The sequence below is a fragment of the Pseudomonas sp. 8(2025) genome (assembly GCF_052665325.1).
Map to the genome: position 1 here is coordinate 105,477 of NZ_JBQOIE010000002.1, position 25,385 is coordinate 130,861.

The 25,385-nt window shown below is 65.1% G+C and carries 18 protein-coding genes; 12 read left to right on the plus strand and 6 right to left on the minus strand.

The features are described 5' to 3' along the window. Positions 1–40: 40 nt before the first annotated feature. The 11 genes from urtB (at position 41) to ACUXVH_RS04470 (ending at position 9,938) form a co-directional block, all read left to right on the plus strand. A complete protein-coding gene (gene urtB / locus ACUXVH_RS04420; RefSeq protein ID WP_011059008.1) occupies positions 41–1,543 on the plus strand; it encodes an urea ABC transporter permease subunit UrtB in 1,503 nt (500 codons plus the stop codon). After that, positions 1,543–2,622 carry an urea ABC transporter permease subunit UrtC gene (gene urtC / locus ACUXVH_RS04425; RefSeq protein WP_015633971.1) on the plus strand — a complete coding sequence of 360 codons (1,080 nt, stop codon included), beginning with the start codon at positions 1,543–1,545 and terminating at the stop codon, positions 2,620–2,622. The genes urtB and urtC overlap by 1 nt, the downstream gene beginning before the upstream one ends. Further along, positions 2,619–3,479, plus strand: a complete 861-nt coding sequence (gene urtD, locus ACUXVH_RS04430) for an urea ABC transporter ATP-binding protein UrtD (RefSeq protein ID WP_015633970.1) — start codon at positions 2,619–2,621, stop codon at positions 3,477–3,479. Before urtC ends, urtD begins: the two co-directional genes overlap by 4 nt. 103 nt (positions 3,480–3,582) lie before the next feature. Further along, positions 3,583–4,281 carry an urea ABC transporter ATP-binding subunit UrtE gene (gene urtE / locus ACUXVH_RS04435; protein ID WP_065364899.1) on the plus strand — a complete coding sequence of 233 codons (699 nt, stop codon included), beginning with the start codon at positions 3,583–3,585 and terminating at the stop codon, positions 4,279–4,281. A gap of 30 nt (positions 4,282–4,311) precedes the next feature. Further along, positions 4,312–5,151, plus strand: coding sequence for an urease accessory protein UreD (locus ACUXVH_RS04440; protein ID WP_065364898.1), 840 nt, complete (start codon positions 4,312–4,314; stop codon positions 5,149–5,151). A gap of 57 nt (positions 5,152–5,208) precedes the next feature. Next, positions 5,209–5,511: an urease subunit gamma gene (gene ureA / locus ACUXVH_RS04445; protein ID WP_011059003.1), complete on the plus strand. Its 303-nt coding sequence runs from the start codon at positions 5,209–5,211 to the stop codon at positions 5,509–5,511. Between the two features lie 9 nt (positions 5,512–5,520). Continuing rightward, positions 5,521–6,054 (plus strand): GNAT family N-acetyltransferase, encoded by a 534-nt coding sequence (locus ACUXVH_RS04450; RefSeq protein ID WP_011059002.1) that lies wholly within the window; start codon positions 5,521–5,523, stop codon positions 6,052–6,054. Positions 6,055–6,061: 7 nt separating this feature from the next. Next, positions 6,062–6,595, plus strand: a complete 534-nt coding sequence (locus tag ACUXVH_RS04455) for a GNAT family N-acetyltransferase (protein WP_011059001.1) — start codon at positions 6,062–6,064, stop codon at positions 6,593–6,595. Beyond that, positions 6,592–6,897: an urease subunit beta gene (locus ACUXVH_RS04460; protein WP_011059000.1), complete on the plus strand. Its 306-nt coding sequence runs from the start codon at positions 6,592–6,594 to the stop codon at positions 6,895–6,897. Before ACUXVH_RS04455 ends, ACUXVH_RS04460 begins: the two co-directional genes overlap by 4 nt. Positions 6,898–7,005: 108 nt before the next feature. Then, positions 7,006–8,706, plus strand: coding sequence for an urease subunit alpha (gene ureC / locus ACUXVH_RS04465; RefSeq protein WP_011058999.1), 1,701 nt, complete (start codon positions 7,006–7,008; stop codon positions 8,704–8,706). A gap of 98 nt (positions 8,707–8,804) precedes the next feature. After that, positions 8,805–9,938 carry a sensor histidine kinase gene (locus tag ACUXVH_RS04470; RefSeq protein ID WP_011058998.1) on the plus strand — a complete coding sequence of 378 codons (1,134 nt, stop codon included), beginning with the start codon at positions 8,805–8,807 and terminating at the stop codon, positions 9,936–9,938. 191 nt (positions 9,939–10,129) lie between these two features. Here the strand turns inward: ACUXVH_RS04470 and ACUXVH_RS04475 are convergent, their stop codons facing one another. Together ACUXVH_RS04475 and ACUXVH_RS04480 are read right to left on the minus strand one after the other, a co-directional pair. After that, positions 10,130–10,432 (minus strand): chaperone modulator CbpM, encoded by a 303-nt coding sequence (locus ACUXVH_RS04475; protein WP_011058997.1) that lies wholly within the window; start codon positions 10,430–10,432, stop codon positions 10,130–10,132. A gap of 23 nt (positions 10,433–10,455) precedes the next feature. Next, positions 10,456–11,397: a DnaJ C-terminal domain-containing protein gene (locus ACUXVH_RS04480; RefSeq protein WP_011058996.1), complete on the minus strand. Its 942-nt coding sequence runs from the start codon at positions 11,395–11,397 to the stop codon at positions 10,456–10,458. Between the two features lie 297 nt (positions 11,398–11,694). On the opposite strand from ACUXVH_RS04480, the gene ACUXVH_RS04485 reads away from it, so the two are divergent. After that, complete coding sequence (locus tag ACUXVH_RS04485; RefSeq protein ID WP_011058995.1) at positions 11,695–12,960, plus strand: Hsp70 family protein; 1,266 nt, start codon at positions 11,695–11,697, stop codon at positions 12,958–12,960. A gap of 66 nt (positions 12,961–13,026) precedes the next feature. On the opposite strand, the gene ACUXVH_RS04490 is transcribed toward ACUXVH_RS04485, so the two are convergent. The 4 genes from ACUXVH_RS04490 to ACUXVH_RS04505 form a co-directional block, all read right to left on the minus strand. After that, entirely contained in the window at positions 13,027–14,037 is a 1,011-nt protein-coding gene (locus ACUXVH_RS04490) for an AI-2E family transporter (RefSeq protein WP_011058994.1), read from the minus strand. A 314-nt stretch (positions 14,038–14,351) separates the two neighbouring features. Then, positions 14,352–14,813, minus strand: coding sequence for a hypothetical protein (locus ACUXVH_RS04495; RefSeq protein ID WP_065364897.1), 462 nt, complete (start codon positions 14,811–14,813; stop codon positions 14,352–14,354). Between the two features lie 72 nt (positions 14,814–14,885). Next, a complete protein-coding gene (locus ACUXVH_RS04500; protein ID WP_065364896.1) occupies positions 14,886–15,728 on the minus strand; it encodes a hypothetical protein in 843 nt (280 codons plus the stop codon). Beyond that, the gene (locus ACUXVH_RS04505) at positions 15,725–25,375 is read right to left on the minus strand and encodes a hemagglutinin repeat-containing protein (RefSeq protein ID WP_255313377.1); all 9,651 of its coding nucleotides are present in this window, start codon (positions 25,373–25,375) and stop codon (positions 15,725–15,727) included. Before ACUXVH_RS04505 ends, ACUXVH_RS04500 begins: the two co-directional genes overlap by 4 nt. Positions 25,376–25,385 lie beyond the last annotated feature (10 nt).

Here is a 25,385-nt window from a genome sequence, read left to right on the forward strand (position 1 = left end):
CGCTCCTACAGGTTATCCGGGCGCTTTCAAGGACACCGATATGCCCACTGCCCTCTACCGTTTGATCCTCGCCGGCCTGCTGTTACTGCCATGGACGGCCCAGGCCGGGGATGCCGAAGACTTCGTCGCCGGCAACTCCGGCGAGCAGGCCCGGCTCCTGGAAACCTGGGCCGCGCAGCCCGACCCGGCGCGCCTGGAACTGCTCAACGCCCTGCAGCAGGGCCAGTTGAACATCGCCGGCGAAAGCAGAACCCTGCGCCTGAACAACCGTCTGCGGGGCCTGATCGACAGCGCCCTGGCCAGCCACCAGTTGCTCGCCAGCGACGCCAACAGCCGTCTGGCCGCCGCCCGCCAACTGCAGAAAAGCGCCAAGCCGGCGCAACTGAAATTCCTCGATGCACGACTGGCCGCCGAGCAAGCCCCGGACGTGCACGATGCCCTGAGCCTGGCCCTGGCCAACCTGCAACTGGTGGACAGCGACCCGGCGGTGCGCCTGGCCGCCGTGCGCCTGCTGGGGGAAACCGGCGACCCGCTGGCCCGCACCCGCCTCGAAGGCCTGCTCGAACCCGGGGTCGAAGCCGATGCCGCGGTACGCACCGCGGCCGAAACCAGCCTGGCCCAGGTCAAGCGCAAGCTGCTGGTGGGCGAAGTGCTGGGCCAGGCCTTCAGCGGCCTGTCCCTGGGTTCGATCCTGCTGCTGGCGGCCCTGGGGCTGGCCATCACCTTCGGCCTGCTGGGGGTGATCAACATGGCCCACGGCGAGATGCTGATGCTCGGCGCCTACGCCACCTATGTGGTGCAGTTGCTGTTCCAGCGCTACGCCCCGCAGGCCATCGAGTACTACCCGCTGCTGGCGCTGCCAGTGGCGTTTTTCGTCACCGCCGGGATCGGCATGGCCCTGGAGCGCACGGTGATCCGTCACCTCTATGGCCGGCCCTTGGAAACCCTGCTGGCCACCTGGGGCATCAGCCTGATGCTGATCCAGCTGGTGCGCCTGCTGTTCGGCGCGCAGAACGTCGAGGTGGCGAACCCGGCCTGGCTCTCCGGCGGCATCCAGGTATTGCCCAATCTGGTACTGCCCTACAACCGCATCGTGATCATCGCCTTCGCGCTGTTTGTCGTGGTGCTCACCTGGCTGCTGCTGAACAAGACCCGCCTGGGCCTGAACGTGCGTGCGGTGACCCAGAACCGCAACATGGCCGCCTGCTGCGGCGTGCCCACCGGGCGCGTGGACATGCTCGCCTTCGGCCTCGGCTCGGGCATTGCGGGCCTGGGCGGCGTGGCCCTGAGCCAGATCGGCAACGTCGGCCCGGACCTGGGCCAAAGCTACATCATCGACTCGTTCCTGGTGGTGGTCCTCGGCGGGGTCGGGCAACTGGCCGGCAGCGTGCTGGCGGCCTTCGGCCTGGGGGTGGCGAACAAGATCCTCGAACCGCAGATCGGCGCCGTGCTCGGCAAGATCCTGATCCTTGCGCTGATCATTCTGTTTATCCAGAAACGCCCGCAGGGACTCTTCGCACTGAAAGGACGGGTGATCGACTGATGAATCAACCTCTGCTCATTACCGCCACCCAGAAAGCCGGGCCCAGGGTCACGATCACCGTCGGGGCGTTGCTGCTCCTGGTGCTGCTGGCCCTGCCGCTGCTGTCGCTGCTACCGGCGGACCACCCGCTGCAGGTCTCGGCCTACACCCTGACCCTGGTGGGCAAGATCCTCTGCTACGCCATCGTCGCCCTGGCCCTGGACCTGGTCTGGGGCTACGCCGGGCTGCTGTCCCTGGGCCACGGCCTGTTCTTCGCCCTGGGCGGCTACGCCATGGGCATGTACCTGATGCGCCAGGCCGCCGGGGATGGCCTGCCGGCCTTCATGACCTTCCTTTCCTGGAGCGAACTGCCCTGGTACTGGGCCGGCACCGAGCATTTCCTCTGGGCCCTGTGCCTGGTGGTGCTGGCCCCGGGGCTGCTGGCCCTGGTGTTCGGCTTCTTCGCCTTCCGCTCGCGGATCAAGGGCGTGTACTTCTCGATCATGACCCAGGCCCTGACCTTCGCCGGGATGCTGCTGTTCTTTCGCAACGAGACCGGCTTTGGCGGCAACAACGGCTTTACCAACTTCCGCAGCATCCTGGGCTTCGGCATCACCGAACCGGGCACTCGGGCGGTGCTGTTCCTGGCCACGGTGGCGCTGCTGGTGGGCAGCCTGTACCTGGGCTGGCGCCTGGCCCGGAGCAAGTTCGGCCGGGTGCTGACGGCCCTGCGCGATGCCGAGAACCGCCTGATGTTCTGCGGCTACGACCCGCGCGGCTTCAAGCTCTTCGTCTGGGTCCTGAGCGCCGTGCTGTGCGGCCTGGCCGGGGCCCTGTACGTGCCCCAGGTGGGCATCATCAACCCCAGCGAAATGTCCCCCACCAACTCCATCGAGGCCGCCGTGTGGGTCGCCCTGGGCGGGCGCGGCACGCTGATCGGCCCGCTGCTGGGGGCCGGTGTGGTCAACGGCATGAAGAGCTGGTTCACCGTGGCCTTTCCCGAATACTGGCTGTTCTTCCTCGGTGCGCTGTTCATCGTCGTGACCCTGTACCTGCCCAAGGGCGTGATCGGCCTGCTGAACAAACGAGGTGAACAATGAGAGTCACAGCAACGGCGGACTTCATGCTCGAACCCATTCTCGACACCAACAAGGACGCCGGCACCAGCCGCGACGCCATCGGCCTTGGCCACGCCGCCGGCAAGGGTCTCAACACCCGCCACGGCACCATCCTGACCCTGGAGGACATCAGCGTCAGCTTCGATGGTTTCAAGGCCCTCAACGACCTCAACCTGTACATCGGTGTCGGCGAGTTGCGCTGCATCATCGGCCCCAACGGCGCCGGCAAGACCACCCTGATGGACGTGATCACCGGCAAGACCCGCCCCTCCCGGGGCAAGGCCTGGTTCGGCGAAACCCTGGACCTGACCCAGATGAGCGAAGTGCAGATCGCCCAGGCCGGGATCGGCCGCAAGTTCCAGAAACCCACGGTGTTCGAGGCCCTGAGCGTGTTCGAGAACCTGGAGCTGGCGCAGAAGACCGACAAGTCGGTGTGGGCCAGCCTCGGGGCACGCTTGAGCACAGAACAGCAGGACCGCATCGCCCAGGTGCTGGAGACCATTCGCCTGAGCCCTTCGGCTCAACGCCAGGCGGGCCTGCTGTCCCACGGCCAGAAGCAGTTTCTGGAGATCGGCATGCTGCTGATGCAGGACCCGCAACTGCTGTTGCTGGACGAACCGGTGGCGGGCATGACCGACGCCGAGACCGAATTTACCGCCGAGCTGTTCAAGACCCTGGCGGGCAAGCACTCGCTGATGGTGGTGGAACACGACATGGGCTTTGTCGGCTCGATTGCCGACCACGTCACCGTGCTGCACCAGGGCAGCGTGCTGGCCGAAGGCTCCCTGGAACAGGTGCAGGAAAACGAACGGGTGATCGAGGTTTACCTCGGCCGTTAGCGCAACCGCCGTTCGCCGGCAAGCCGGCTCCTACCCCTCCCGCAGGAGCTGGCTGGCCAGCGAAGACCGCCCCGCAATCCCCACAAAACTCGAGTACCCGACCATGCTCCAAGTCGACCAGTTGCACCAATACTACGGCGGTAGCCACATCCTGCGCGGCCTGAGCTTCGAAGCCCGGATCGGTGAAGTCACCTGCCTGCTGGGGCGCAACGGCGTGGGCAAGACCACCCTGCTCAAATGCCTGATGGGCCTGCTGCCGGCCAAGGAGGGCGCGGTCAACTGGGAGGGCCGGGCCATCACCGCCTACAAGCCGCACCAGCGGGTACACGCCGGGATCGCCTACGTGCCCCAGGGCCGGGAAATCTTCGGCCGCCTGACCGTGGAGGAAAACCTGCTGATGGGCCTGTCCCGCTTCCCCGGCTCCCAGGCCAAGGAAGTGCCGGCCTTCATCTACGAACTGTTCCCGGTGCTGTTGCAGATGAAGCAGCGCCGTGGCGGCGACCTCTCCGGCGGCCAGCAGCAACAACTGGCCATCGGCCGGGCCCTGGCCAGCCGCCCGCGCCTGCTGATCCTCGATGAGCCCACCGAAGGCATCCAGCCCTCGGTGATCAAGGAGATCGGCGCGGTGATCAGCAAGCTCGCGGCCCGGGGCGACATGGCGATCCTGCTGGTGGAGCAGTTCTACGACTTTGCCGCCGAACTGGCCGACCAGTACCTGGTGATGTCCCGGGGGGAAATCATCCAGCAGGGCCGCGGCGAAAATATGCAGGCCGAGGGTGTACGCGGCCTGGTTACGATCTAATCTGTAGCCTCCTAACGATAACGACCCAGCATGAACCTACCTGCCGCCACCGCCCTGTTCACTCCCAGCTGGCACGCCGAACTGGAGCTGGCCTATGCCCGTTGCGGTGCCACCACGCGCCCGGTGCTGCGCCGCCACCTGGGCCCGCTGCGGGTGCAGAAGCACCTGTATGCCGAAGGCCCCGAGGTTTGCCAGCACATCATCGTCCACCCGCCCGGCGGCATTGCCGGCGGTGATCGGCTGGCCATCAGCGCCCGGGTCGACAGCGGTGCCTGGGCCCAGTTGACCAGCCCCGGGGCGGCCAAGTGGTATCGCGCCACCGGCCCGGCCAGCCAGGCCCTGAACCTGCAGATAGCGCCGGGCGCGACCCTGGAGTGGCTGCCCCAGGAAACCATCGTCTTCAGCGCTGCCCAGGCCGAGCTCACGACCCGCATCGAATTGCAGGGCGATGCCCGGCTGTTCTACTGGGACATCATTGCCCTGGGTCGCCCGGCCAGTGGCGAGCGGTTCGAGCAGGGCCATTTCCAGGCCCACCTGGACCTGTACCGCGACGGCCGGCCGCTGTGGCATGAACGCCAGCGCATCGGCGGTGGCGACGGCCTGCTGGATTCCCCCATCGGCCTGGATGGCCAGCCGGTGTTCGCCACCTTGCTGGTGACCGGTGAAATCGACGGCGAACTGCTGGAACGCTGTCGCGCCCTGGCACACCCGGTACGCGGCGATCTGAGCCAACTGCCGGGCCTGCTGGTGGCCCGCTGCCTGGCCAGCGAAGCTCTGCAGGCCCGGGCCTGGCTGATCGAGCTGTGGCGCCTGCTGCGCCCGGCGCTGCTGGGCCGCGAAGCCAGGCCACCCAGAATCTGGAACACCTGACCCCCATGCCCTTTTCCACTGCACCTTTTTCTACTGCCTGACAACGGATTGACCACGATGGATCTGACCCCACGCGAAAAAGACAAGCTGCTGATCTTCACCGCCGGCCTGGTGGCCGAGCGGCGACTGGCCCGCGGCCTCAAGCTCAACTACCCGGAAACCATGGCCTATATCTCCGCGGCGCTGCTCGAAGGCGCCCGGGACGGGCAGACCGTGGCCGAACTGATGCACTACGGCACCACCCTGCTCAGCCGCGAGCAGGTGATGGAAGGCATCCCGGAGATGATCCCGGACATCCAGGTGGAAGCCACCTTTCCCGACGGCACCAAGCTGGTCACCGTTCACCAACCCATCGCCTGAGGCCGTGCCATGACCTATCGCATCCGCGATGCCCTGCATGCCGACCTGCCGGCGATCCGCGACATCTACAACGACGCCGTGCTCAACACCACGGCGATCTGGAACGAGCAACCGGTAGACCTGGGCAACCGCCAGGCCTGGTTCAGCGCACGCCAGGCCCAGGGCTATCCGATCCTGGTGATCATCAACGCCGAGGAGCAGGTGCTCGGCTACGCTTCCTTCGGCGACTGGCGGCCTTTCGACGGCTTCCGTCACACCGTGGAACATTCGGTCTATGTGCGCAGCGACCAGCGCGGCAACGGCCTGGGCCCGCAGTTGATGGCGGTGCTGCTGGAGCGCGCCCGGGGCTGTGGCAAGCACGTGATGGTGGCCGCCATCGAGAGCGGCAACAGCGCCTCGGTCCGTCTGCATGAGCGCCTGGGGTTCATCAGCACCGGGCAGATGCCTCAGGTGGGCACCAAGTTCGGGCGCTGGCTGGACCTGACCTTCATGCAGCTGATTCTCAACCCCGGGGCGCAACCGCCCGCCCCGCACAAGGAGTGAAATCTCGATGAACGCCGCCCAACTGCGCCTTGTCCATGGAGAAAGCTTTGCCCATTACCGTCAGGGACTGATCGAGTTGCTGCTGGACTCGGTGCAGCATGGTGCGTCCATCGGCTTCATGGCCGATCTCGACGACAGCCAGGCCCGCAGCTACCTCAGCAGCGTGCAGGCCGGGGTCGAGGACGGCAGCCTGCTGTTGTGGGTGGTGGTACGCGACGAGAAAGTCCTGGCCAGCGTGCAACTGGCCCTGTGCATGAAGGCCAACGGGCGCAACCGCGCCGAGGTGCAGAAGCTCCAGGTCCTGCACAGCGCCCGCCGCCGCGGCCTGGGCCAGCAGTTGATGAATGCCCTGGAACAGGCCGCCCGCCAGCACAAGCGCGGGCTGCTGTACCTGGACACCGAGGCCGGCTCCGCGGCGGAAGAGTTCTACCGCGCCCTGGGCTATACCCGGGTCGGCGAACTGCCCAACTACTGCCAGAGCCCGGACGGCACCTATACCGCCACCGCCATCTACTTCAAGACCCTGGGACAACCCCTATGATTCCTGGCCAATACCAGATCCAGCCCGGCGAGATCGAACTCAACGCCGGGCGCCGCACCCTGCGCCTGAACGTATCCAACAGCGGCGACCGGCCAATCCAGGTCGGCTCCCACTACCACTTCTTCGAAACCAACGACGCCTTGACCTTCGACCGAGCCGCCAGCCGCGGCATGCGCCTGAACATCGCCGCCGGCACCGCGGTGCGCTTCGAACCGGGCCAGACCCGGGAAGTGGAACTGGTGGAACTGGCCGGCAAGCGCCGGGTATTCGGCTTCGCCGGGCGGATCATGGGCGACCTCTGATCCCTCGACCCTACGCACGTAGGAGCCAACTTGCCGGCGAATGCAGTCTTTCGGGCCCCTTCGCCGGCAAGCCGGCTCCTGCAAGACCTGTTTTTGTAAGGAGCTGCGATGAAGATTTCCCGTGAAGCCTACGCCGACATGTTCGGCCCCACCGTGGGCGACAAGGTGCGGCTGGCCGACACCGAGCTGTGGATCGAAGTGGAGAAGGATTTCACCACCTACGGTGAAGAAGTGAAGTTCGGCGGCGGCAAGGTGATCCGTGACGGTATGGGCCAGAGCCAGTTGCTGGCCGCCGAGGTGGTGGACACCCTGATCACCAACGCCCTGATCATCGACCACTGGGGCATCGTCAAGGCCGACGTCGGCCTCAAGGACGGGCGCATCGCCGCCATCGGCAAGGCCGGCAATCCGGACATCCAGCCCGACGTGAACATCGCCATCGGCGCCAGCACCGAGGTCATCGCCGGTGAGGGCATGATCCTCACCGCCGGCGGCATCGACACCCATATCCACTTCATCTGCCCGCAGCAGATCGAAGAGGCGCTGATGAGCGGCGTCACCACCATGATCGGTGGCGGCACGGGACCTGCCACCGGGACCAACGCCACCACCTGCACCTCCGGGCCCTGGCACATGGCGCGCATGCTCCAGGCGGCGGACGCCTTCGCCATGAACATCGGCTTTACCGGCAAGGGCAACGCCAGCCTGCCCGAGCCGCTGATCGAACAGGTCAAGGCTGGGGCCATCGGCCTCAAGCTGCACGAGGACTGGGGCAGCACTCCGGCCAGCATCGACAACTGCCTGAGCGTGGCCGATGAATACGACGTGCAGGTGGCAATCCACACCGACACCCTGAACGAGTCCGGCTTCGTCGAAACCACCCTCGGCGCCTTCAAGGGACGGACCATCCATACCTACCACACCGAAGGTGCCGGCGGCGGCCATGCCCCGGACATCATCAAGGCCTGCGGCCTGGCCAACGTGCTGCCCAGCTCCACCAACCCGACCCGGCCCTTCACCCGCAACACCATCGACGAACACCTGGACATGCTGATGGTCTGCCATCACCTGGACCCGAGCATCGCCGAGGACGTGGCCTTCGCCGAAAGCCGCATCCGCCGGGAGACCATTGCCGCCGAGGACATCCTCCACGACCTCGGGGCCTTCTCCATGATCAGCTCCGACAGCCAGGCCATGGGCCGGGTCGGCGAAGTGGTGACCCGCACCTGGCAGACCGCCGACAAGATGCACAAGCAGCGCGGCCCGCTGCCGGGGGATGGCCCGGGCAACAGCAACTTCCGGGTCAAGCGCTACATCGCCAAGTACACCATCAACCCGGCGATCACCCACGGTATCAGCCATGAGGTGGGCTCCGTCGAAGTGGGCAAGTGGGCCGACCTGGTGCTCTGGCGCCCGGCGTTCTTCGGGGTCAAGCCGACCCTGATCCTCAAGGGCGGGGCCATTGCCGCCAGCCTGATGGGCGACGCCAACGCCTCGATCCCGACCCCGCAGCCGGTGCACTACCGGCCGATGTTCGCCAGCTTCGGCGGCAGCCGTCATGCCACCAGCCTGACCTTCATCAGCCAGGCCGCACTGGAGGCCGGGGTGCCGGAGCAGTTGGGGCTGAAAAAGCGCATCGCCGTGGTCAAGGGCTGTCGCAACGTGCAGAAAACCGACCTGATCCACAACGACTACCTGCCGGATATCGAAGTCGACCCGCAGACCTATCAGGTCAAGGCTGATGGCGTCCTGCTGTGGTGCGAACCGGCGGACGTGCTGCCCATGGCCCAGCGCTACTTCCTGTTCTAGGGCCGGCCCACCACTGGGCAGAGTGGCTGCTGAAATGTTCGATTAGGCGCTAAGATGCGTCTCGGTTTTCCACTCACTGCCCAGTAAGGTGCCCGGCTATGCGCCTGTCCGATTTTATCGTGCAGCACGTTGATCGAATCGTTGATGAATGGGAACAATTTGCCAGGAGCCTCGCCCAGGACTCCCTGACCCGCACGGACCTGCGTGACCACGCGCGCTCCATCCTGCTGGCCGCCGCCCGGGATATGTGCACCGCCCAGAGCCCCGGGGAACAACGGGCCAAGGCCAAGGGCGAAGGCCCGGAAAAAACCCCCAGCCTGGATGCCGCGGCCGCCAGCCATGGCGAGCTGCGCCATCACGTGGGGTTCGACCTGGTGCAGATGACCTCGGAATTCCGCCACCTGCGAGCCTGCGTGATCCGCCTGTGGGTGGCCAGCCTGCAGACACCGGACCTGGCCTACCTGCAGGACATGATCCGTTTCAACGAAGCCATTGATGAAGCCCTGGCCGAGTCCACCGCGGCCTATGCCGAACAGGTCAGCCGCTCGCGGGATATCTTCCTGGCAATTCTTGGCCACGACCTGCGGGCGCCGTTGCAGGCAGTGAGCATGTCCACTGAAATGCTGGCACGCAAAGTCGCCCTGGACGGCGACGCCCAGGCCTTCGTTTCACGTATCAAGAGCGGCACCCGGCACATGGGCGCCATGGTCAGCGACCTGCTGGAGTTCGTGCGCAGCCGCCTGGGCAGCAGCCTGCCTATCGAACCCGCGCCCATGGACCTGGCCAGCGCGGCCAAGGCGGCCATGGACGAAGCCTGCGCCGGGCAGCCCGATTGCACCCCGCTGATGAGCTTCGAGGGCGACAGCCATGGCATCTGGGACCGCGGGCGCATCGAGCAGATGCTGCAGAACCTGATCGGCAACGCCCTGCAGCACGGCAACAACCGCCGCACCGTGACCGTGACCATCACCGGTGGCGCGGAACAGGTGCTGTTGACCGTGCACAACTACGGCACGCCGATCCCCCCGGAGGCCCTGGGCACCCTGTTCGACCCGTTGGTGCGCAGCGTCGACGAAGAACTGGGCAACCCCAGCACCAGCCTTGGCCTGGGGTTGTTCATCGTCAAGGAAGTGGTGGTTGCCCACCAGGGCAGCATCGAAGTCAGCTCCAACGCCAGCGATGGCACCACCTTCACCGTGGTCCTGCCGCGCGTCTCCCGCGCCAGTGCCTGAGGCGCTTTGTAACCGCTGGTGCGTTTGTATCGTTTTGTAGCCGCTGCTGAGCGCCAGCGAAGCTGCGAACGAGGACGCAGTCCTCGCAACGCGCTTTTTCCTGACACACCGCAGTCGCCTGTTTATACGGGCGCTGCGCGCCCGGTCGCAGCCTCGCTAGCGCTCGGCAGCGGCTACAGGCCTACACACCCTCAGTCCACCAGCAGGCGGCCCAGACGCTGTTTGAGCATCTGGTTCTCGGCGCGCAGTTGCCGCACTTCGTCCAGCAGGTCCAGGGCCAGGGCCACGCCTTCCCATTCCAAGTCCAGGTCGCGGCGCAACTTCGCCGCGCGCTTGGCCAGGGACAGCTCATAGTCGTTGAAGCGCCAGTCCTTGGGCGCCCGGCCCTGAGGTTCGAGGATGCCGTGCTCGACGATTTCGATCACGTAGGCCGCCGACAGGTCGGCCACTTCACAGAACTCTTCCATGTCCAGCTGAACGATCAGGGTGCTCATGATCAGCGCCTCCTAGTGTCGAATCAGAAATTTTCCCGGGGGTCGAACGCTGCCTTCTTCGCCAGCTCCTGCCACAAGGCCTTGACGTCGTCGCCCGCCTGCTTGGGCATGACCGCCTTGAGTTGCACGAACAGGTAGCCGCGCTGGCCGGCCTTGTTCAGCAGGCCATGGCCCTTGGCGCGCATGCGCTGGCCATTCTGGCTGCCGGCCGGAACCTTGAGGTTGATCTTGCCGGTCAGGGTCGGTACCGCGACCTCGGTCCCCAGCGCCAGCTCCCAGGGGGCCAGTGGCAGGGTGATGATCAGGTTCTCGCCTTCGACATCGAACTTGGGATGCGGCGCGAAGCGAATGGTCAGGTACAGGTCGCCATTCGCGCCGCCGCCCACGCCCGGCGCGCCCTGGCCCTTGAGGCGGATGCGCTCGCCGTCGGTGACACCTGCCGGAATCTTCACGTTCAGGCTCTTGCTGGTGTTGCTGACGTGTTGGCCATTGGCGTTGTACTGCGGCACCTGGAAGCTGATCTTCTTCGACTCGGTGGACAGGGTTTCTTCAAGAAAGATCGGCAGTTCCATTTCCACATCCTGTCCACGACGACCGCTGCTGCGGCGCTGCTCCGGGCCGCCGAATCCTGGCCCCCGGTTACCAAAGATCGAACTGAAGAAGTCCGAGAAATCGCCACCGTCCTCGCCGCCGCCAAAACCGCCACGGCTCTGCCAGCCCGGCGGGCCCTGGAAGGGCTGGCCATGCTGGCCGTACTTGCGCAGGTCATCGTACTCGGCGCGCTTGTCGGCGCTTTTCAGCGCTTCATAGGCTTCCGAGGCGTCCTTGAACTTGGCCTCGGCATCCTTTTCCTTACTGACGTCGGGGTGGTACTTGCGCGCCAGCTTGCGATAGGCGGCCTTGATCGCCTTGTCGTCCGCTGTCGGCTCCACGCCGAGAATCTTGTAATAGTCTTTGAAGTCCATCGAGGGAATCACCATCCGTTATCAAAGTCGCGCGGCGTGCAGCACAGCATGCTCGGTCTGGCAGCATGAGAATTGATCAATCTCAATTCTCTGACTGAACGGCGCATCAGAAGTTTATCGGCAGCCTCGGGCGGATCTTGTGATCCCGGGTGGCTGCGCGGCCCATGCCTGCAAGTTTGGGGGTAAAGGATAGTCTTTCAAGGCACGACAGGGGGTGATTTAGCAGATAGTCGGCCTTTGCAAGGCGCGAGGACTGGCGTACGCTGCGCGGCCGTTTTTTTCACCGGATCCAAAGACATGAACAACGCCACCCCGGCCCGTGCCTGCGGCATTGACTTCGGTACCTCCAACTCCACCGTCGGCTGGCTGCGCCCCGGCGAGGAGACGCTGATCACCCTGGAGGACGACAAGATCACCCTGCCTTCGGTGGTGTTCTTCAATATCGAGGAACGCCGTCCGGTGTACGGCCGCCTGGCGCTGCACGAATACCTGGAAGGCTACGAAGGCCGGCTGATGCGCTCGCTGAAAAGCCTGCTGGGTTCCAAGCTGATCAAGCACGACACCAGCGTGCTGGGCACTGCGATGCCGTTCAAGGACCTGTTGGGGCTGTTCATCGGCCAACTGAAAAGCCGCGCCGAAGCCGCCGCCGGTCGGGAATTCGAAGAAGTGGTGCTGGGGCGCCCGGTGTTCTTCGTCGATGACGACGCCGCCGCCGACCAGGAAGCCGAAGACACCCTGGTGGAAGTGGCCCGCAAGATCGGCTTCAAGCACGTGTCCTTCCAGTACGAACCCATCGCCGCGGCCTTCGACTACGAATCCACCATCGAGCGCGAAGAGCTGGTGCTGATTGTCGACATCGGCGGTGGTACCTCTGACTTCTCCCTGGTGCGCCTGTCCCCCGAGCGCCGTGGCGTCGATAACCGCCACGACGACATCCTCGCCACCGGCGGTGTGCACGTGGGCGGTACCGACTTCGACAAGCAACTGAGCCTCCAGGGCGTGATGCCGCTGTTCGGCTACGGCAGCCGGATGAAGAGCGGCGCCTACATGCCCACCAGCCACCACATGAACCTGGCGACCTGGCACACCATCAACTCGGTGTACTCGCAGAAATCCCAACTGGCCCTGGGCAGCATGCGCTACGACATCGAGGACACCGGCGGCATCGACCGTCTGTTCAAGCTGATCGAACAGCGCGCCGGGCACTGGCTGGCCATGGAAGTGGAAGAGACCAAGATCCAGCTGACCCACGCAGAGAACCGCCTGGTGGCCCTGGACCGGATCGAGCGCGACCTCAGCGTGGACCTGAGCCGGGCCCTGTTCGAATCCTCCATCGACGGTTTGCTGGAGCGCATCCGCACCAGCGTCACCCAGTTGCTGAGCGACGCCAATGTCGGTGTGGGCCAGGTCGATACGGTGTTCTTCACCGGTGGTTCCAGCGGCATTCCGGCGCTGCGCCAGAGCGTGGCGGCGATGCTGCCCAATGCCCGGCATGTGGAAGGCAATATCTTCGGCAGCATCGGCAGCGGCCTGGCCATCGAGGCCAAGAAGCGTTACGGCTGAAACAGCTTCGCCGGCCCGCCGGCTCCTACAAGGTTCTGTAGGAGCCGGCGGGCCGGCGAACAAGGTTCACACCAATCCCGCCAGCTTCAACTCGCTCTTCAGGTACGCGTAATAGATCGGCCCCGCCACCACCCCGGGCAGGCCGAAGGCGGCCTCGAACACCAGCATCGCCAGCAGCAGCTCCCAGGACTTGGCACTGATCTGCCCGCCAACGATCCGCGCGTTGAGGAAGTATTCCAGCTTGTGGATAAAGATCAGGTAGCCCAGCGCCGCCACCGCCACCCAGATCGACAGCGACAGGCCGACGATGGTGATCAGTGTGTTGGAAATCAGGTTGCCGATCACCGGCAGCAGGCCCAGCAGGAAGGTCAGCACGATCAGGGTCTTGGTCAGCGGCAGCTTGACCCCGAACAGCGGCAGGATCAGCGCCAGGAAGATCCCGGTGAAGAAGGTGTTGAGCAGGGAGATCTTGATCTGGGCGAAGACGATGTTGCGAAACGCCTGGACTAGCAGGTGCAGACGGTCGAACAGCGCCGCCGCCAGAGGCTTGCGCTTGGTCAGGTCGGGGACCCGCTGCAGGGCAATGATCGCCCCCAGGACCATGCCGATCAGCAGGGTCACGAACATGTGCGCCGCGTCCTTGCCTACCAGTTGCAACTCGCTCAGGTGCTTGCTGGCCCAGGCACCGATGGCAGCCTGGAACTCGGCGGCGCTGGCCGGCAGGTAGGAATCGAGGAACGGCGGCAACTGGCCCCGGGCCTTGTCCACCACCACCATGAACTTGCCCAGCGAGGCACCCGGGTTCTCCGCCTCATGCAACAGGAAGCTGATGGCCCCGGCGAACAGTAGGGTCAGCAGGCTGACCACCAGGGTGCCCAGCAGGGCCACCGCCAGCCAGCGCGCACGCCGGCCTTCGATCAGCCGCTGCAGTTGCGGGGTGAGCATGTTGACCAGCTCGAACACCAGCAGACCGGCCAGCAGGCTGGGCAGCAGACGCAGGGGCAAGGCCAGCAACAGGCCACCGAAGATGATGATCCAACTGATGAACAACAGATGACGCTGTGAAAACGCTGGCATATAGCCTCAAGACAGACAGCGGGGAAAAGACCGGCAGTCTGCCAGCCTTCACCCCTGAGGAATAGTGGCAGGCGCCGTGAGGACGCGGGCTTACAGGGTACTGGAGTGTTGTGACAGGCGAAGGTTCAGTCGGCTTTGGCCTGAGGCACCTGGGCCGAAGGGGCCGGCAGCGGTACGTCGTAGCCGCAGTAGTGCAGGCGAGAGTCCAGGCGCTGGTTTTCGTAAACCAGAGAGGGCGCCATGCAGCCGCTGATCCCCCAGACAACCACAGACCAGGGCAATCCCCATGGCACCGCGGATACTCACAGACACCTTCACTTTTTGTATTTGCTGATAAACGAATACCTGATGCCCGCTGCTTCGACGATGCTGCGCATTTCCTGCTCTTGCCCAGGTTCGCCGACAAAGAACAGCCAGACCCGAGGAAAGCGCTGACCACTCAGTGCGCCGCCGACAATCGCCTTGTCCAGTGCCGGGTTGGCCCCGAACATCAGGAACCTGCCGTTGGGGCTTTCGGAAACCTTGGCGAACATGTCACGCACATTGAAGCGCTCAACACCCCCGCCTGCCACAATCACCAGGCGATCTGGAAGCAGCCCATGGCTGTTGATCTGCGTGACAAGCAGTTGCAGATCCTGACGCTCACCTGAGCCACCGCTGTCCCTCTGCACCACATCAGCGACCTCAGACAGGACCTGGTCATGGTCCTTGGATACCGGCTGCGCAGCACAACCAGCCAGGGCCAGCAGCATCGCAATCCATGTCCAGCTTTTCATCTCCATCTCCTTATGCACTGTTGGCTGATGGGCTTGGCAGCGAACGCCTCCCCTTGGAACAGGCCCGAAGGTTCAAGGTGAAGGCGCCTTGAGATCGGGCAGCGGCACGTCGTAGCCGCAGTAGTGCAATTGTGTCCGGATCAGTCGCTGGTCGGGGTAGTCACTGCCCCAGGGCAGCTTGCGGTCGTAGCGCGATTTGACATGGGCACAGACCCCTTGGATATCAGCCCGTGCCTTGGCCAGCACCGGCGCCGGCAAGGGGTTGATCTTCAGGCTCTGGAAGAACGGCACGATGAACACCTGATCCAGGTCGTAACCCTTGCTCCCCAAGGGCAAGCGCTGGCCTGCATGCACATAGAACGGCTGTTGCAGGCCGCTCTCCTGCTCCCAGCACCAGTACTTGACCTTGTCTTCGAGAATGCCCACTGCGGTCCCTTCCCAACGCTCGTAGGAGCGCAGGCATTGATAGCCCTGCATGTTCACCCAGTCGAGACTGCTGGGCTTGACACCGGTATGGGATGGCCGTGCCTGCCTGGCCAGCAGATCCTCAAGAAAGGCCTGCTTCGGATAGAGCAGACCATCCCCCCAGCCATCGAGAAAGCTGTTGACCCGCATATAGAGCCCGGACGCCGTCACCTGAATGTCCCCATAGAAGAAAGATCCTGAGGTGCCGACCGACAGCGCGTCACGGCCCTTTTCATAGGTGAACCCGCCAGTGATGGTTCCGCACTGCGCATGCCGATAAGGCCCGGGCAGGTCGAAGGAGTAACGCTGCATCAGGGTGACCCGCTTCGCCCCCTCCTGGCACAGCATGCGGGAATCCAGACGAGCATTTTCATAGACCAGGGGTGGGCCGCCGCACGCCGGCAGCAACCCACAGGTCAGAACGATCAGCGCTATCTGTGCAGCCTTCATTGCGAGCCCAGTAATTTGTCGTTGCCGTGCTGATCGATCAAGGTCGGGACGATGTACTTGTTGCTGTTCTTGAAGGTCTCTTGCAACCCGCTGCTGGCTCCGCCACAAATGTCCTTGGCCACACACAAGTAGTTGGAGTGAGGACTGTCCGCTGCCAACAGCTTGCCTGACGTAGCCGCGGCCCCGAAGAATCGGGCGACCGTATCGGAAGAGCGCCATGCATTGAGCCCCAACAAGTCGGACACCGTATCGGTCACCGGCAACGTATTGAAGAACATGCTCGAGGTCGGCCGGTTGACCTGGAAGAACGCTCCTTCACTGATGTCGAACCCGGCATTCTTGGCCGCCTGGAAGAAGTCCGTCGAAGCGACGGGCGCGCCCGACAGCTGGATGCTACCCGCATTGCCGTTGGCATTGAAGTTGAGTCCGGCAATGGCCCGGTACGTCAGCAAGCCGCCCTGGCTGTGGCCGAATACATCCAGCTTGTTGCCCTGGTCGAGCCCGGCCCCGAGGAAATCGCTGAGTTGCCGTGCGTTGCCCGAACGAACAGCCCCGCCCAGTACGACATCCCACAGGGACTCCACCAAGTCGCCCAGGAAACCATGCTCCGGGTTATAGGCCTGGATAAAACTGTCCTTCCCGGTTTGCATGCCGCCGTTGACCAGGGCTGCATCCAACGAGTTCTGGATTCCATTGGTGAACACCGCAGCGTCGTCGTCAGGTGTCAGCAAACTCTGCAAGCTGTTGCGTGTGGCGTCCACATCCAGGACTGGCTTGCCCGATAGCGGGTCGATAAAGACCTTTCCATTGGCATCCTTTTTGTACTCCATCTGCACACGATAAAAGCTCATGTCCCCCGTGAGCAGCGCCGGGACCTGGGTGACCACGCCGCCATGACTGATGACACCTGGCATCACGCCACCGGTGTAGAAGGCCGACTCATCCATGACTTTCTGCAGAAACCCCGGTATCCACGCCAAAGGTGCCAACGCCGGGTTGTCTGCCAGGGCCTTGTCCGCCGCCTGGGTCAGATCGCCGTACTGGGTGAACGCCGCGGACGCATTCTTGCCATAGTCCTTGAGCCCCTGGGCCCATTGGTTGAGGGTCTGCAACGGATGGCCCACCGCATCCAGGGACGACTGGGACACATACAGGTCGGTACGCTTTTCCTTGTCCTTGGTGATTTCATAGGCCAGGGCCACATCGCGGTTCAGGCCCGCAGTGGAGTCGGCGCCAGTCTTGGCGTCGTTGCGCACGGTGATGGTGCCCGCGCCCACTGTGGCGCGCACTTCCTGCTCACGCTCCTTGCGGTAGTCATAGCCGCTGACGCTCCAGCCGGACGCCCCGGTCTTGCCCTTGCCTTCCTGGCTCTTGTCCGTGGTGAAGGCCACGTCCTTGCCGCCGGTGGCCTTGGCGCCATCGCCGCCGCCCCAGCCAAAGGTGCCGCCCGCATTGACGTAGTAGCTGTGCTCCTTGTCCTGGCCGGAGATATCGCGGAAGCCCAGGGTGCCGGTGTCCAGCTTGAGGTTGCCGTTGTCGGCGGCGACCAGCGCGCCGTCGAGCTGGGTGTGCTTCTCGGTGCGGATGTCCACCCCGTTCTTGCCGGTGATGCTGGTCTGCTCCTGGACCCAGTTGGTCTTGCCGGTGGTCTTGCCCATGCCCAGGGAACCGCTGACGCTGCCACCGCCGCCCAGGCCGATGCTCACGGTGACACTGGCATCCATTTCCTTGCCGCTGACCTTGCCGGTGTCCGGCACCGAGGACACGGTCAGGTCACCGCCAACCCGGCCGATGACCTCACCACCGCGCAGGGTGGCGCCGGCGATGGTGGTGTCCTTGCCACTGCTGAAGCGCAGCTGGTCGCCGGCTACCAGATTGGCGTTCTGCTGCCGCTGGTTGTCCCGGTCCAGCTGGCCCTTGCCCATGTCGACGCTGGCGTAGACCGAGATGAAGTCCTTGCCGCCCACGGCCAGGCCCACTTCACCACCGCCGCTGTGGCGGCTGGACTCGCTGCTGGAATCGTTCTGCGCGGCGCGGATGGTCAGGTCGTTACCGGCGCCCAGGTCGATATCGCGCCCGGCCTGGACCTGGGTTCCGATCAGGGTCAGGTTGTTGCGCGCCTCAAGGCTGACATCACGCCCGGCGAGGAATACCGACGGGGTGTTGGTGCCCTGGTTCATCTGCTCGCTGGACACACCGTTGCTGCCGCCGATACCGGCACGGGCGCTACCGCCGCCGCTCTGGCCATTGATGCCGCCCTGGCTGCGGGCGGTCTTGCTCTCTTCGGAAACCGAACCGCGGGCCACATCCACATTGATGTCACGGCCCACCAGGGTGATGTCGCGCCCGGCGTCGAACTGACCACCGCGAATGTTGATGTCATTGCCGGCCACGGCGCTGATATCCCGCCCGGCCCCCAGGCTGGCAGGGCTGTTGCTGTGCACTTCCTGGCGCGAGCTGCTGGACTGGCTGGCCGTACCGAAATGGGTCGCGGTGGTCGGGCCCGAGGTGAACTGGTTGATCGCATCCACGGTGCTCAGCACGCTGGAGGCCTTGCTGGTGTTGTCCTCGCCTTTGCCGGTGCCCTTGAGGGCGTCCATGGTGTTGCCGTAGTTGTGGCTGACATTGACCGTCAGGCCATTGCGGTCACGGCTTTTGCTACGTTCCTCGATCGAGGTTTCCTTGCCCGCGTCGATGCTGATATCGCGCCCGGCCTGCAGGTTGATATCACGCCCGGCATCCACTCGCGAGCCTTCCAGGGTCAGGTCACGTCCGGCCTTGATGGTTGCATCCTGCCCGGCCAGCAACTGGCTCGGCGCCACGGTCTGCTCGGCATTGCGCGATTTCTGCTTGAGGCCTTCGCTGCCCAGGAACGCGGTGACGCCATTGCGATCGCTCTCCAGGGACAGCCCCACATGCTTCTCGGATTTCCAGTTGCTCTGGTCCGAGCTGTTGCTGCCGGCCAGGACGTTGATGTCGCGTCCCGCCCCCACATTCAGGTTGCGCTCGGCTGCCGCCGTGCTGCCGATCATGTTGACGTCACGGGATGCCTGCAGGGTGGTGTCACGCCCGCCACTGACCACGCTGCCGACACTCTGGGATTGAATGTTTTCCTGGCCGGATTTCTTCGAGGAGGCAATCGAAGTGAAACTGCCGGAACTGGAGAACCCCACCTTGCTCTTGTACTTGTCGCTCTGGCTGCTGGAGGTGTTGGCCGCGTCCATCAGGTTGATGTCGCCGTTCTTGTCGATCAGCCCGGCGCGCACTTCGGCATCGCGCTTGGCTTCGATGGAACTGGCCGAAAGGTTGACGTTGGTCCCGGATATCACCACCGCGTCATTGCCGGCACTCAGCTCGCTGCCCACCTGGGTGGTGCTGCTGGAGGTGCGGCTGTTGCCGCTCTTGCTCAGGCCGAAGCTGCCTTTCTTCTTCTGGCTGTAGGCGCTGTCCTGCTGCTCCTGGGCCGAGACCAGGCTGACGTCCCGGGTAGCGCCCACCAGCAGGTCGTTGCCGGCCTTGAGCTGGCTGCCGACCACGGTGACGTCGCGTCCGCCGTTGAGGCTGATACGGCCGTCCTTGTCCTGGCTGACGTTGACCATCAGGTCGTGCCCGGCGCTGATCTCGGAGGCCACGTTGGTGGTGGAGGAATCGGCGCTGCGGGTGGTCTTGCTCTTGCCCCAGGAACCTTTCTTCTTCTGGTAGAAGGTCGAGGACTGCTCGTCCTGGGCCGAAGCGATGACGATGTCGCGCTTGGCATTGAGGGACAGGTCGTTGCCGGCGCTGACCTGGCTCGCTACCACCGCCAGGTCGCGCCCGGCATTGAGTTCCAGGTTGCCGCCGGTGGTCACGCTGGAGCCAAGGGTCTGCACCGTGTCGTTGGTCACCAGGCCGCGACGGATCGCGCTCTGGGTGAAGGTGTGGTCCTGCACCGCCAGCAGGTCGATGTCGCGACCGGCGCTGAGCTTGGCATCGCCGGCACTGGCGAGCTGGCCGAGGTTGGTCAGGTCGCGACCGGCGCTGAGGTCCAGCTGCTGGCGCGCGGTGATCTGGCTGCCCTGGTCGAGGATGGTGCGATTGCCCGAGCCGTAGCCGACGGCCACTGCGGTGCGGTCGTTGATGATGTCGCCCTTGATCGAGGTGACGCTGACCTGGTTGCCGCGGATTTCCCCGGCCAGGGCGTTGCGCACGCTGTCCTGGGCCATCAGGCTGACCCGCTCGTTGGCCTCGATCAGACCGCCCTGGTAGAGGCTGCCGCCAGCATTCACGCTCAGGTCGTTGCTGGCCCGCAGGGTACCGACGTTGGTCAGGTCGCCGCCGGCGATCAGGGTCATGTCGCGCCCCTGTATCAGGCTGCCACCGCGCAGGTTGCGGGTTTCCGCCTGGGCCAGGTAGAGCACCGGCACCAGCACTTTCTCACCCTGCACTTCGCGGGTTTCCATCCACACGATGTCATGGGTCAGCGAGGCCACCTGGGCCGGGGTCAGGGACACGCCGATGCTCAGGTTCAACTGGTCCTTGGAAGCGATGGCGTTGTCCATCAGGTAGCGGTACTGGTCGTAGTCGCTGGTCAGCCCGGCCGCCAGGAAGCGCTGGCCGGTCTGGGCCAGCACTGCGTCGCGAATCAGCCGGGTCTCGTACAGGCCGTCGCCCAGGCGGCGCCAGGTCTGGTCGGTGTTGTAGTTGAGGTTGCCGAGCATGTAATCCGAGCTCATGAAGCGCGACAGGTCGGTGAAGGTCGGATTGGTCTCGATCAGGTAGCGGCCCTGGGGGTTCTGGCTCTTGACGAACAGGCCGTACTCGCCCTGAGGCACGCGGAAGCTCGACAGCGAGGTCGGGTCCACGGCGGCGAACGGCACGCCGGAGAAATCCACCGGGACGAAGCTGACCTGGGTGGTGCCGTCGGCGCCGACCTTCTCGATGCGTTGCACATCCTTGGCCACCTGGTTGGCCGCCGCGGAGCTCTGGGCATTGACCGTGATCACCTGGCCGCCCACCTGGGCCAGGTTGTTCTGCAGCGTCTGCCCGGTGAGCTGGGCGCGGCTCTGTTCGCTCTGCACGCCGTTTTCAAGGGTGCCGCTGACCTGCAGGTGCAGGCGCTGGCCGGCCTGCAGGGTGGAGGCGTAGGCGCTCTGGGAACCCGGGGTGATCACCGTGTGGCTGGCGGGTTCGTAGATCGGGTACTGGGTCACCACGGTCGGCAGCGGGTCCTGCTGGCCCGGCGCGCGATTGGCGTTGGCGGCGTTCCAGGCGATGGTGGCGCGCTCGGCGGCGCGGAACGCGCCCTTGGAAACCCCGTGCAGGAAATAGCTGATGCTCTCGACCCGCTTGTTCAGGGTCAGGCCCCGGTTGTACAGGTTGTTGGCGGTGATGGAGACATCGCGGTTGGCGGCGATCAGGCTCTGGTCGTTTTCTACCGTATCGGCATTGATGGTCAGGTCACGGTTGGACACCAGGCGGGCGCCAGCGGAGTGCTCGCCCATGGTGCCTTCGTAGGTGGTGTTAACGATGTAAGTGGCGGTGTGGTAATCGCCGGAACAGTCGGTGCAGTTGATCACGATATTGCGCTGGGTGATGGTTTCGCCGACCTGGTACTGGTCCATGGCGTTTTGCAGCAACGCCACGTTGAGGTTCATGTCGCCCTCGCTTTCGATGGTTCCGGAGCGGTTGCTCAGCAGGGCCGCGCGGCCCCCGTCGAGGGCGGCGAAGCTGAGGTTGCCGGCGCTGTAGATGTCGCCGTAGTTGTTGGCCAGGCCGTTGCCCCGCAGGAGCATGTCGCCGCCGCTGTAGATCAGGGTGTCGGCCGAGGTGGTGATGCCGTTGCTGGAGCGCAGCTGCATCTGCCCCAGGGCGCCCAGGGTGCCGCGGTTGTTGATCTGCCCCGCCGACACGTAGAGGTTCTGGCTGGCGATCAGCCGGCCCAGGTTGTCCAGGGTGCCGCGCAGGTTCAGCTCGGTGTCGCCGCCGCTGGCGATACGACCGCCGTTCTGGTTGAGGTCGCTGGCGCCCACCGTGAGCTTGCCCCGGGACGACAGCAGGCCGCTGTTGTTCAGGTTGCCCCCCAGGTCCAGGGTCAGGTAGCCGTCACTGGCCAGTTCCCCGGCGTTGTTCAGGGTGGCGGCGCCCACCCGCAGGCCGCTGGCGCTGGCGATACGGTCGCCGGCACTGAGGTTGAGATCGCCACCGGTGCTCAGGTCCAGGGCGCCGTTGAGCTGCATCAGCCCGCTGCGGTCCACCCAGCCGATGTCCCAGTCGCCCCGGCCCAGGCCCGTGATGCGCCCCTGGAGGCCCGAGAGCCCGCCCAGGTCGAGTTTGAACAGGCCGTTGCCAGCGTGCTCGATGCTGCCGCCGACGTTGTTCAGGTTGCCCGCATTCAGGCTGAAGGCGTTGGAGCCCAGGGCCAGGCTACCGCCCTGGTTGTACAGGCTGCCGCCCAGGCTGATCCGGCTTTGCTCCCCGCCTACGGCGCGGATTCGCCCGCCGGCGCTGTTGTCCAGGTTGCCGCCCACCAGCAGCAGCGAGCCGGCCGACTCCACCAGGCCGCCCTGGTTGTAGAGGTTGGCCGCGGTGGTCAGGTCCAACTGCTGGGCGCTGATTTCGCCGCCCCAGCGGTTGTCCAGGGTCTGTCCGGAAGCGCTGAGCAGGCCGTTGGCGTAGAGCTTGCCTGCCTGGTTGGTGAGGCGGTCCACCACCAGCTTCAGGTTGCCGGCCTGGCTGCTGATCAAGCCGGCCTTGCCGTTCAGGGCACTGTTATCCACAGCCCCGGCCGTCACCGCGAGGGTCGCGCCCTGCAGGGTGCCGCCACGGTTGTCCAGGCTGCCCTGGCCCAGGGTGACTTCACCATGGCCGCCCTGGGCCAGGATCATCCCTTCGGCGTTGTTCAGGCCCCCGGCCACCAGGTTCAGGCCGTCGCTGCCAGCGAGCAGTTGCCCCTGGCGGTTGTCCAGCGCGCCGCCATCGACCTCCAGGCGCTTGCCCTTGAGGGTGCCGCCCTGGTTGTCGAGACGGGCCAGCTGGGTGACCTTGAGTGCCTGGTCACCGGCGTCGATGACCCCGGCGCTGTTGTTCAATACGCCATTGTTGAGGGCCACATGCAGCCCCCCGGCCTTGGCCACCACTGCGCCCCTGGCGCTGTTGTCCAGGCCCGCGGCGTTGATCCCGACGCTCTCGCCGAGGATCACCCCGCCACTGTTGTTCAGTTGGCCGCCGTTGACTTGCAGATGCCCGTCGCTTTGCAGGCGCCCCTGGCTGTTGAGCAACTGCCCCGGGGTGGCGCCGTCGGCAGTCAAGGTCAGCAGCAAGCCGTCGCTGCCCGCCGCCAGCAGGCCTGCGCCCTGGTTGTCCAGGCGCTGGGTGCTCAGGCTCAGGCGGTCGCCCACCAGTTGCCCGCCACGGTTGTCCAAAAGGCCGTTGTTGGTCAGCAGCAATTGATTGCCCACCACCACGCCGCCCTGGTTGTTCAGGCTGCCGGAGCCGATCTGCACATCGCCGTTCTTGGCCTGCAAATGGCCCAGGGCGTTGTTCAGATGCTGCTTGACCGTCAGGGTCAGCTGGCCGGCTTCGGCGCTGAGTACCCCGCCCTGGTTCTGGCTGAGGCTGTCGAGGTTGGCAGTCAGTACGTTGCCGATCACCTGGCCCTGGTTGTTGGCCAGGTCCCGGGCTTCCAGCAGCAGGTTGTCCTTGCCTTGCAGCAGGCCGCCCTGGTTGTCGATGTCCGCGGTGTGCAGCTCAAGCCCGGTGGCATCCACCGTGCCGCCCTGATTATCGAGCTTGCCATTGCTGGTGAGGGTCAGTTGCGGAGCAACCAGGGTGCCAGCGCGGTTATCCACGCTGGCGGACTTGAGGCTGAGCAGCGATGTGGCCTGGAGCTTGCCACCCGCATTGATCAGGTCCTGGGCGAGGCTCACCTGCAACTCGCCCTTCTCGGCGCTGACCAGGCCCTTCTGGCTGTTGTCCAGGCGCGTGCCAGTGATCTTGATCTGGTCGGCCAGCAGCTTGCCGCCCTGGTTGAGCAACTCTGCGCCCTGGGTTTCCAGCAGGGTCTGGGCCTGGAGCTGGCCACCGTTGTTGTTCAACTGCTCGTTGACCTTGAAGGTGGCGCTGCCCTGGCTGGCCCCGATCAGGCCCTGCTGGTTGTCCAGCCGCCCGGCGCTGATCTCTACCCGGTCGGCAATCATCGAGCCTTTCTGGTTGCTCACTTCGCGGGCCTTGAGGGTCAGGTCGGCGCCCGCCACTTCCAGGCGCCCGCCGTTGTTGTTCAGGCTATCCAGAGTGAGCGTCGCGGCCTGCTGCTCGCCAAAGCGGATCAGGCCGCCCAGGTTGGCGATGGCCGGGGTGGTCAGCACCAGCTCGTGCTGTGCCAGCACCCGGGCCTGTGCGCCCTGGTTGACCAGGCGCGCGGTCTTGACCTCGACCTTGGGCCCCTGAATCACCCCGTTCTGGTTGTTCAGGGCCTGGCGCGCGGTCAGCTCCAGGTTGCGGCTGGCCAGTACGTTGCCGCGGTTCTCCAGGGTGCCGGCGGTCAGCTTGACCTCGCCGTGATCGTTGCGGCTGTTGTCGGTGTTGACTCCGGCTTCGATGATGCCGTGGTTGACCACCTGCGCGGCGTCCACCACCTGGACCCGGTCCCGGGCCGCCAGGCTGGTCTGCACCTGGATCTGCTCGGCGGCCTGCAGGGTCGCCTCGGTGCCGGCGTAGGCCTTGCCCTTGAGCTCGATGCTCTGGGCCTTGATGGCGATGGCCTGGTTGGCGCCCATGCCGGCGACCGTGACCTTGCCGTTGGCGTCGATCTGGATATCACCGGTGCTGGCCGCCATTTCCCCGGACATGTTCACCCCAACGCCCTTTTCCGTGCCCACCAGGCGGATCGCCCCGGCGTACATGCCGCCCAGGGCCGAGCTGTCGATGGCCAGTTCCGGCTTGGCGCTGGCGTCGGCATCCCGGGCCGTGACGCTCAGGTCATCGGCCTTGACGTCGTTGCGCCCGGTGATGACGTTGAGCTTCTTGGCGTACAGGTCGGCATTGAGCTTGGTACTGCGGGTGATCAGGTCGAACTGGTCGATGTTGCTGGCGTTGAGGCCGGCGCCTTCGATGCTGATGTCGCCGCCATCGACCTGGAAGCGATCGAGTTTCTGCCCTTCGATCACCGGCTTGCCGGTGGTCAGGGTGGCCCGTGGGGTGTTGATGAAGCCGCAGCCGTTGCAGGTGATGCCATGGGGGTTGGCGACGATCACCCGGGCCGACTGCCCGGCCACTTCGGTATAGCCCGCCAGCTTGCTGCGATTGCTGCCGGTGACTTCGTTGAGAATGACCTGGGCCGCCTGCCCCTTGAGGTTGGGGTTGCCCATGATGTAGCCGCCCAACTGCGTGTTCTGGGTCGAGCCGGTACCGTTATTGAGGATCAGGCCGTTGCTGCCGACGTTGTATTCGCTGAACTTGTTGTGGGACAAGCCGGCGCCGTTGGCGGCGTTGATGTTGACGATGGGTACGCCATTGCCGGCCGCGCCGATGGTGGCGTTGCCCCCCGCGGCCGGGTCCAGGGCCAGGCCTGCGGCCACGCTGACGATCGGGTTGAGAAACAGGATCCCCGACAACGACAGGGCAATGCATTGGGCAAAAGGCTTGCGTACGTCCATGTGCGAATCATCCATTCAATAACGT

What these genes read in the sequence shown, in the direction of transcription:
- urtB (WP_011059008.1), top strand. Translation starts at nt 41, where the DNA reads ATGCCCACTGCCCTCTACCGTTTGATCCTCGCCGGCCTGCTGTTACTG.
- urtC (WP_015633971.1), top strand. Translation starts at nt 1,543, where the DNA reads ATGAATCAACCTCTGCTCATTACCGCCACCCAGAAAGCCGGGCCCAGG.
- urtD (WP_015633970.1), top strand. Translation starts at nt 2,619, where the DNA reads ATGAGAGTCACAGCAACGGCGGACTTCATGCTCGAACCCATTCTCGAC.
- urtE (WP_065364899.1), top strand. Translation starts at nt 3,583, where the DNA reads ATGCTCCAAGTCGACCAGTTGCACCAATACTACGGCGGTAGCCACATC.
- ACUXVH_RS04440 (WP_065364898.1), top strand. Translation starts at nt 4,312, where the DNA reads ATGAACCTACCTGCCGCCACCGCCCTGTTCACTCCCAGCTGGCACGCC.
- ureA (WP_011059003.1), top strand. Translation starts at nt 5,209, where the DNA reads ATGGATCTGACCCCACGCGAAAAAGACAAGCTGCTGATCTTCACCGCC.
- ACUXVH_RS04450 (WP_011059002.1), top strand. Translation starts at nt 5,521, where the DNA reads ATGACCTATCGCATCCGCGATGCCCTGCATGCCGACCTGCCGGCGATC.
- ACUXVH_RS04455 (WP_011059001.1), top strand. Translation starts at nt 6,062, where the DNA reads ATGAACGCCGCCCAACTGCGCCTTGTCCATGGAGAAAGCTTTGCCCAT.
- ACUXVH_RS04460 (WP_011059000.1), top strand. Translation starts at nt 6,592, where the DNA reads ATGATTCCTGGCCAATACCAGATCCAGCCCGGCGAGATCGAACTCAAC.
- ureC (WP_011058999.1), top strand. Translation starts at nt 7,006, where the DNA reads ATGAAGATTTCCCGTGAAGCCTACGCCGACATGTTCGGCCCCACCGTG.
- ACUXVH_RS04470 (WP_011058998.1), top strand. Translation starts at nt 8,805, where the DNA reads ATGCGCCTGTCCGATTTTATCGTGCAGCACGTTGATCGAATCGTTGAT.
- ACUXVH_RS04475 (WP_011058997.1), bottom strand. Translation starts at nt 10,432, where the DNA reads ATGAGCACCCTGATCGTTCAGCTGGACATGGAAGAGTTCTGTGAAGTG.
- ACUXVH_RS04480 (WP_011058996.1), bottom strand. Translation starts at nt 11,397, where the DNA reads ATGGACTTCAAAGACTATTACAAGATTCTCGGCGTGGAGCCGACAGCG.
- ACUXVH_RS04485 (WP_011058995.1), top strand. Translation starts at nt 11,695, where the DNA reads ATGAACAACGCCACCCCGGCCCGTGCCTGCGGCATTGACTTCGGTACC.
- ACUXVH_RS04490 (WP_011058994.1), bottom strand. Translation starts at nt 14,037, where the DNA reads ATGCCAGCGTTTTCACAGCGTCATCTGTTGTTCATCAGTTGGATCATC.
- ACUXVH_RS04495 (WP_065364897.1), bottom strand. Translation starts at nt 14,813, where the DNA reads ATGAAAAGCTGGACATGGATTGCGATGCTGCTGGCCCTGGCTGGTTGT.
- ACUXVH_RS04500 (WP_065364896.1), bottom strand. Translation starts at nt 15,728, where the DNA reads ATGAAGGCTGCACAGATAGCGCTGATCGTTCTGACCTGTGGGTTGCTG.
- ACUXVH_RS04505 (WP_255313377.1), bottom strand. Translation starts at nt 25,375, where the DNA reads ATGGATGATTCGCACATGGACGTACGCAAGCCTTTTGCCCAATGCATT.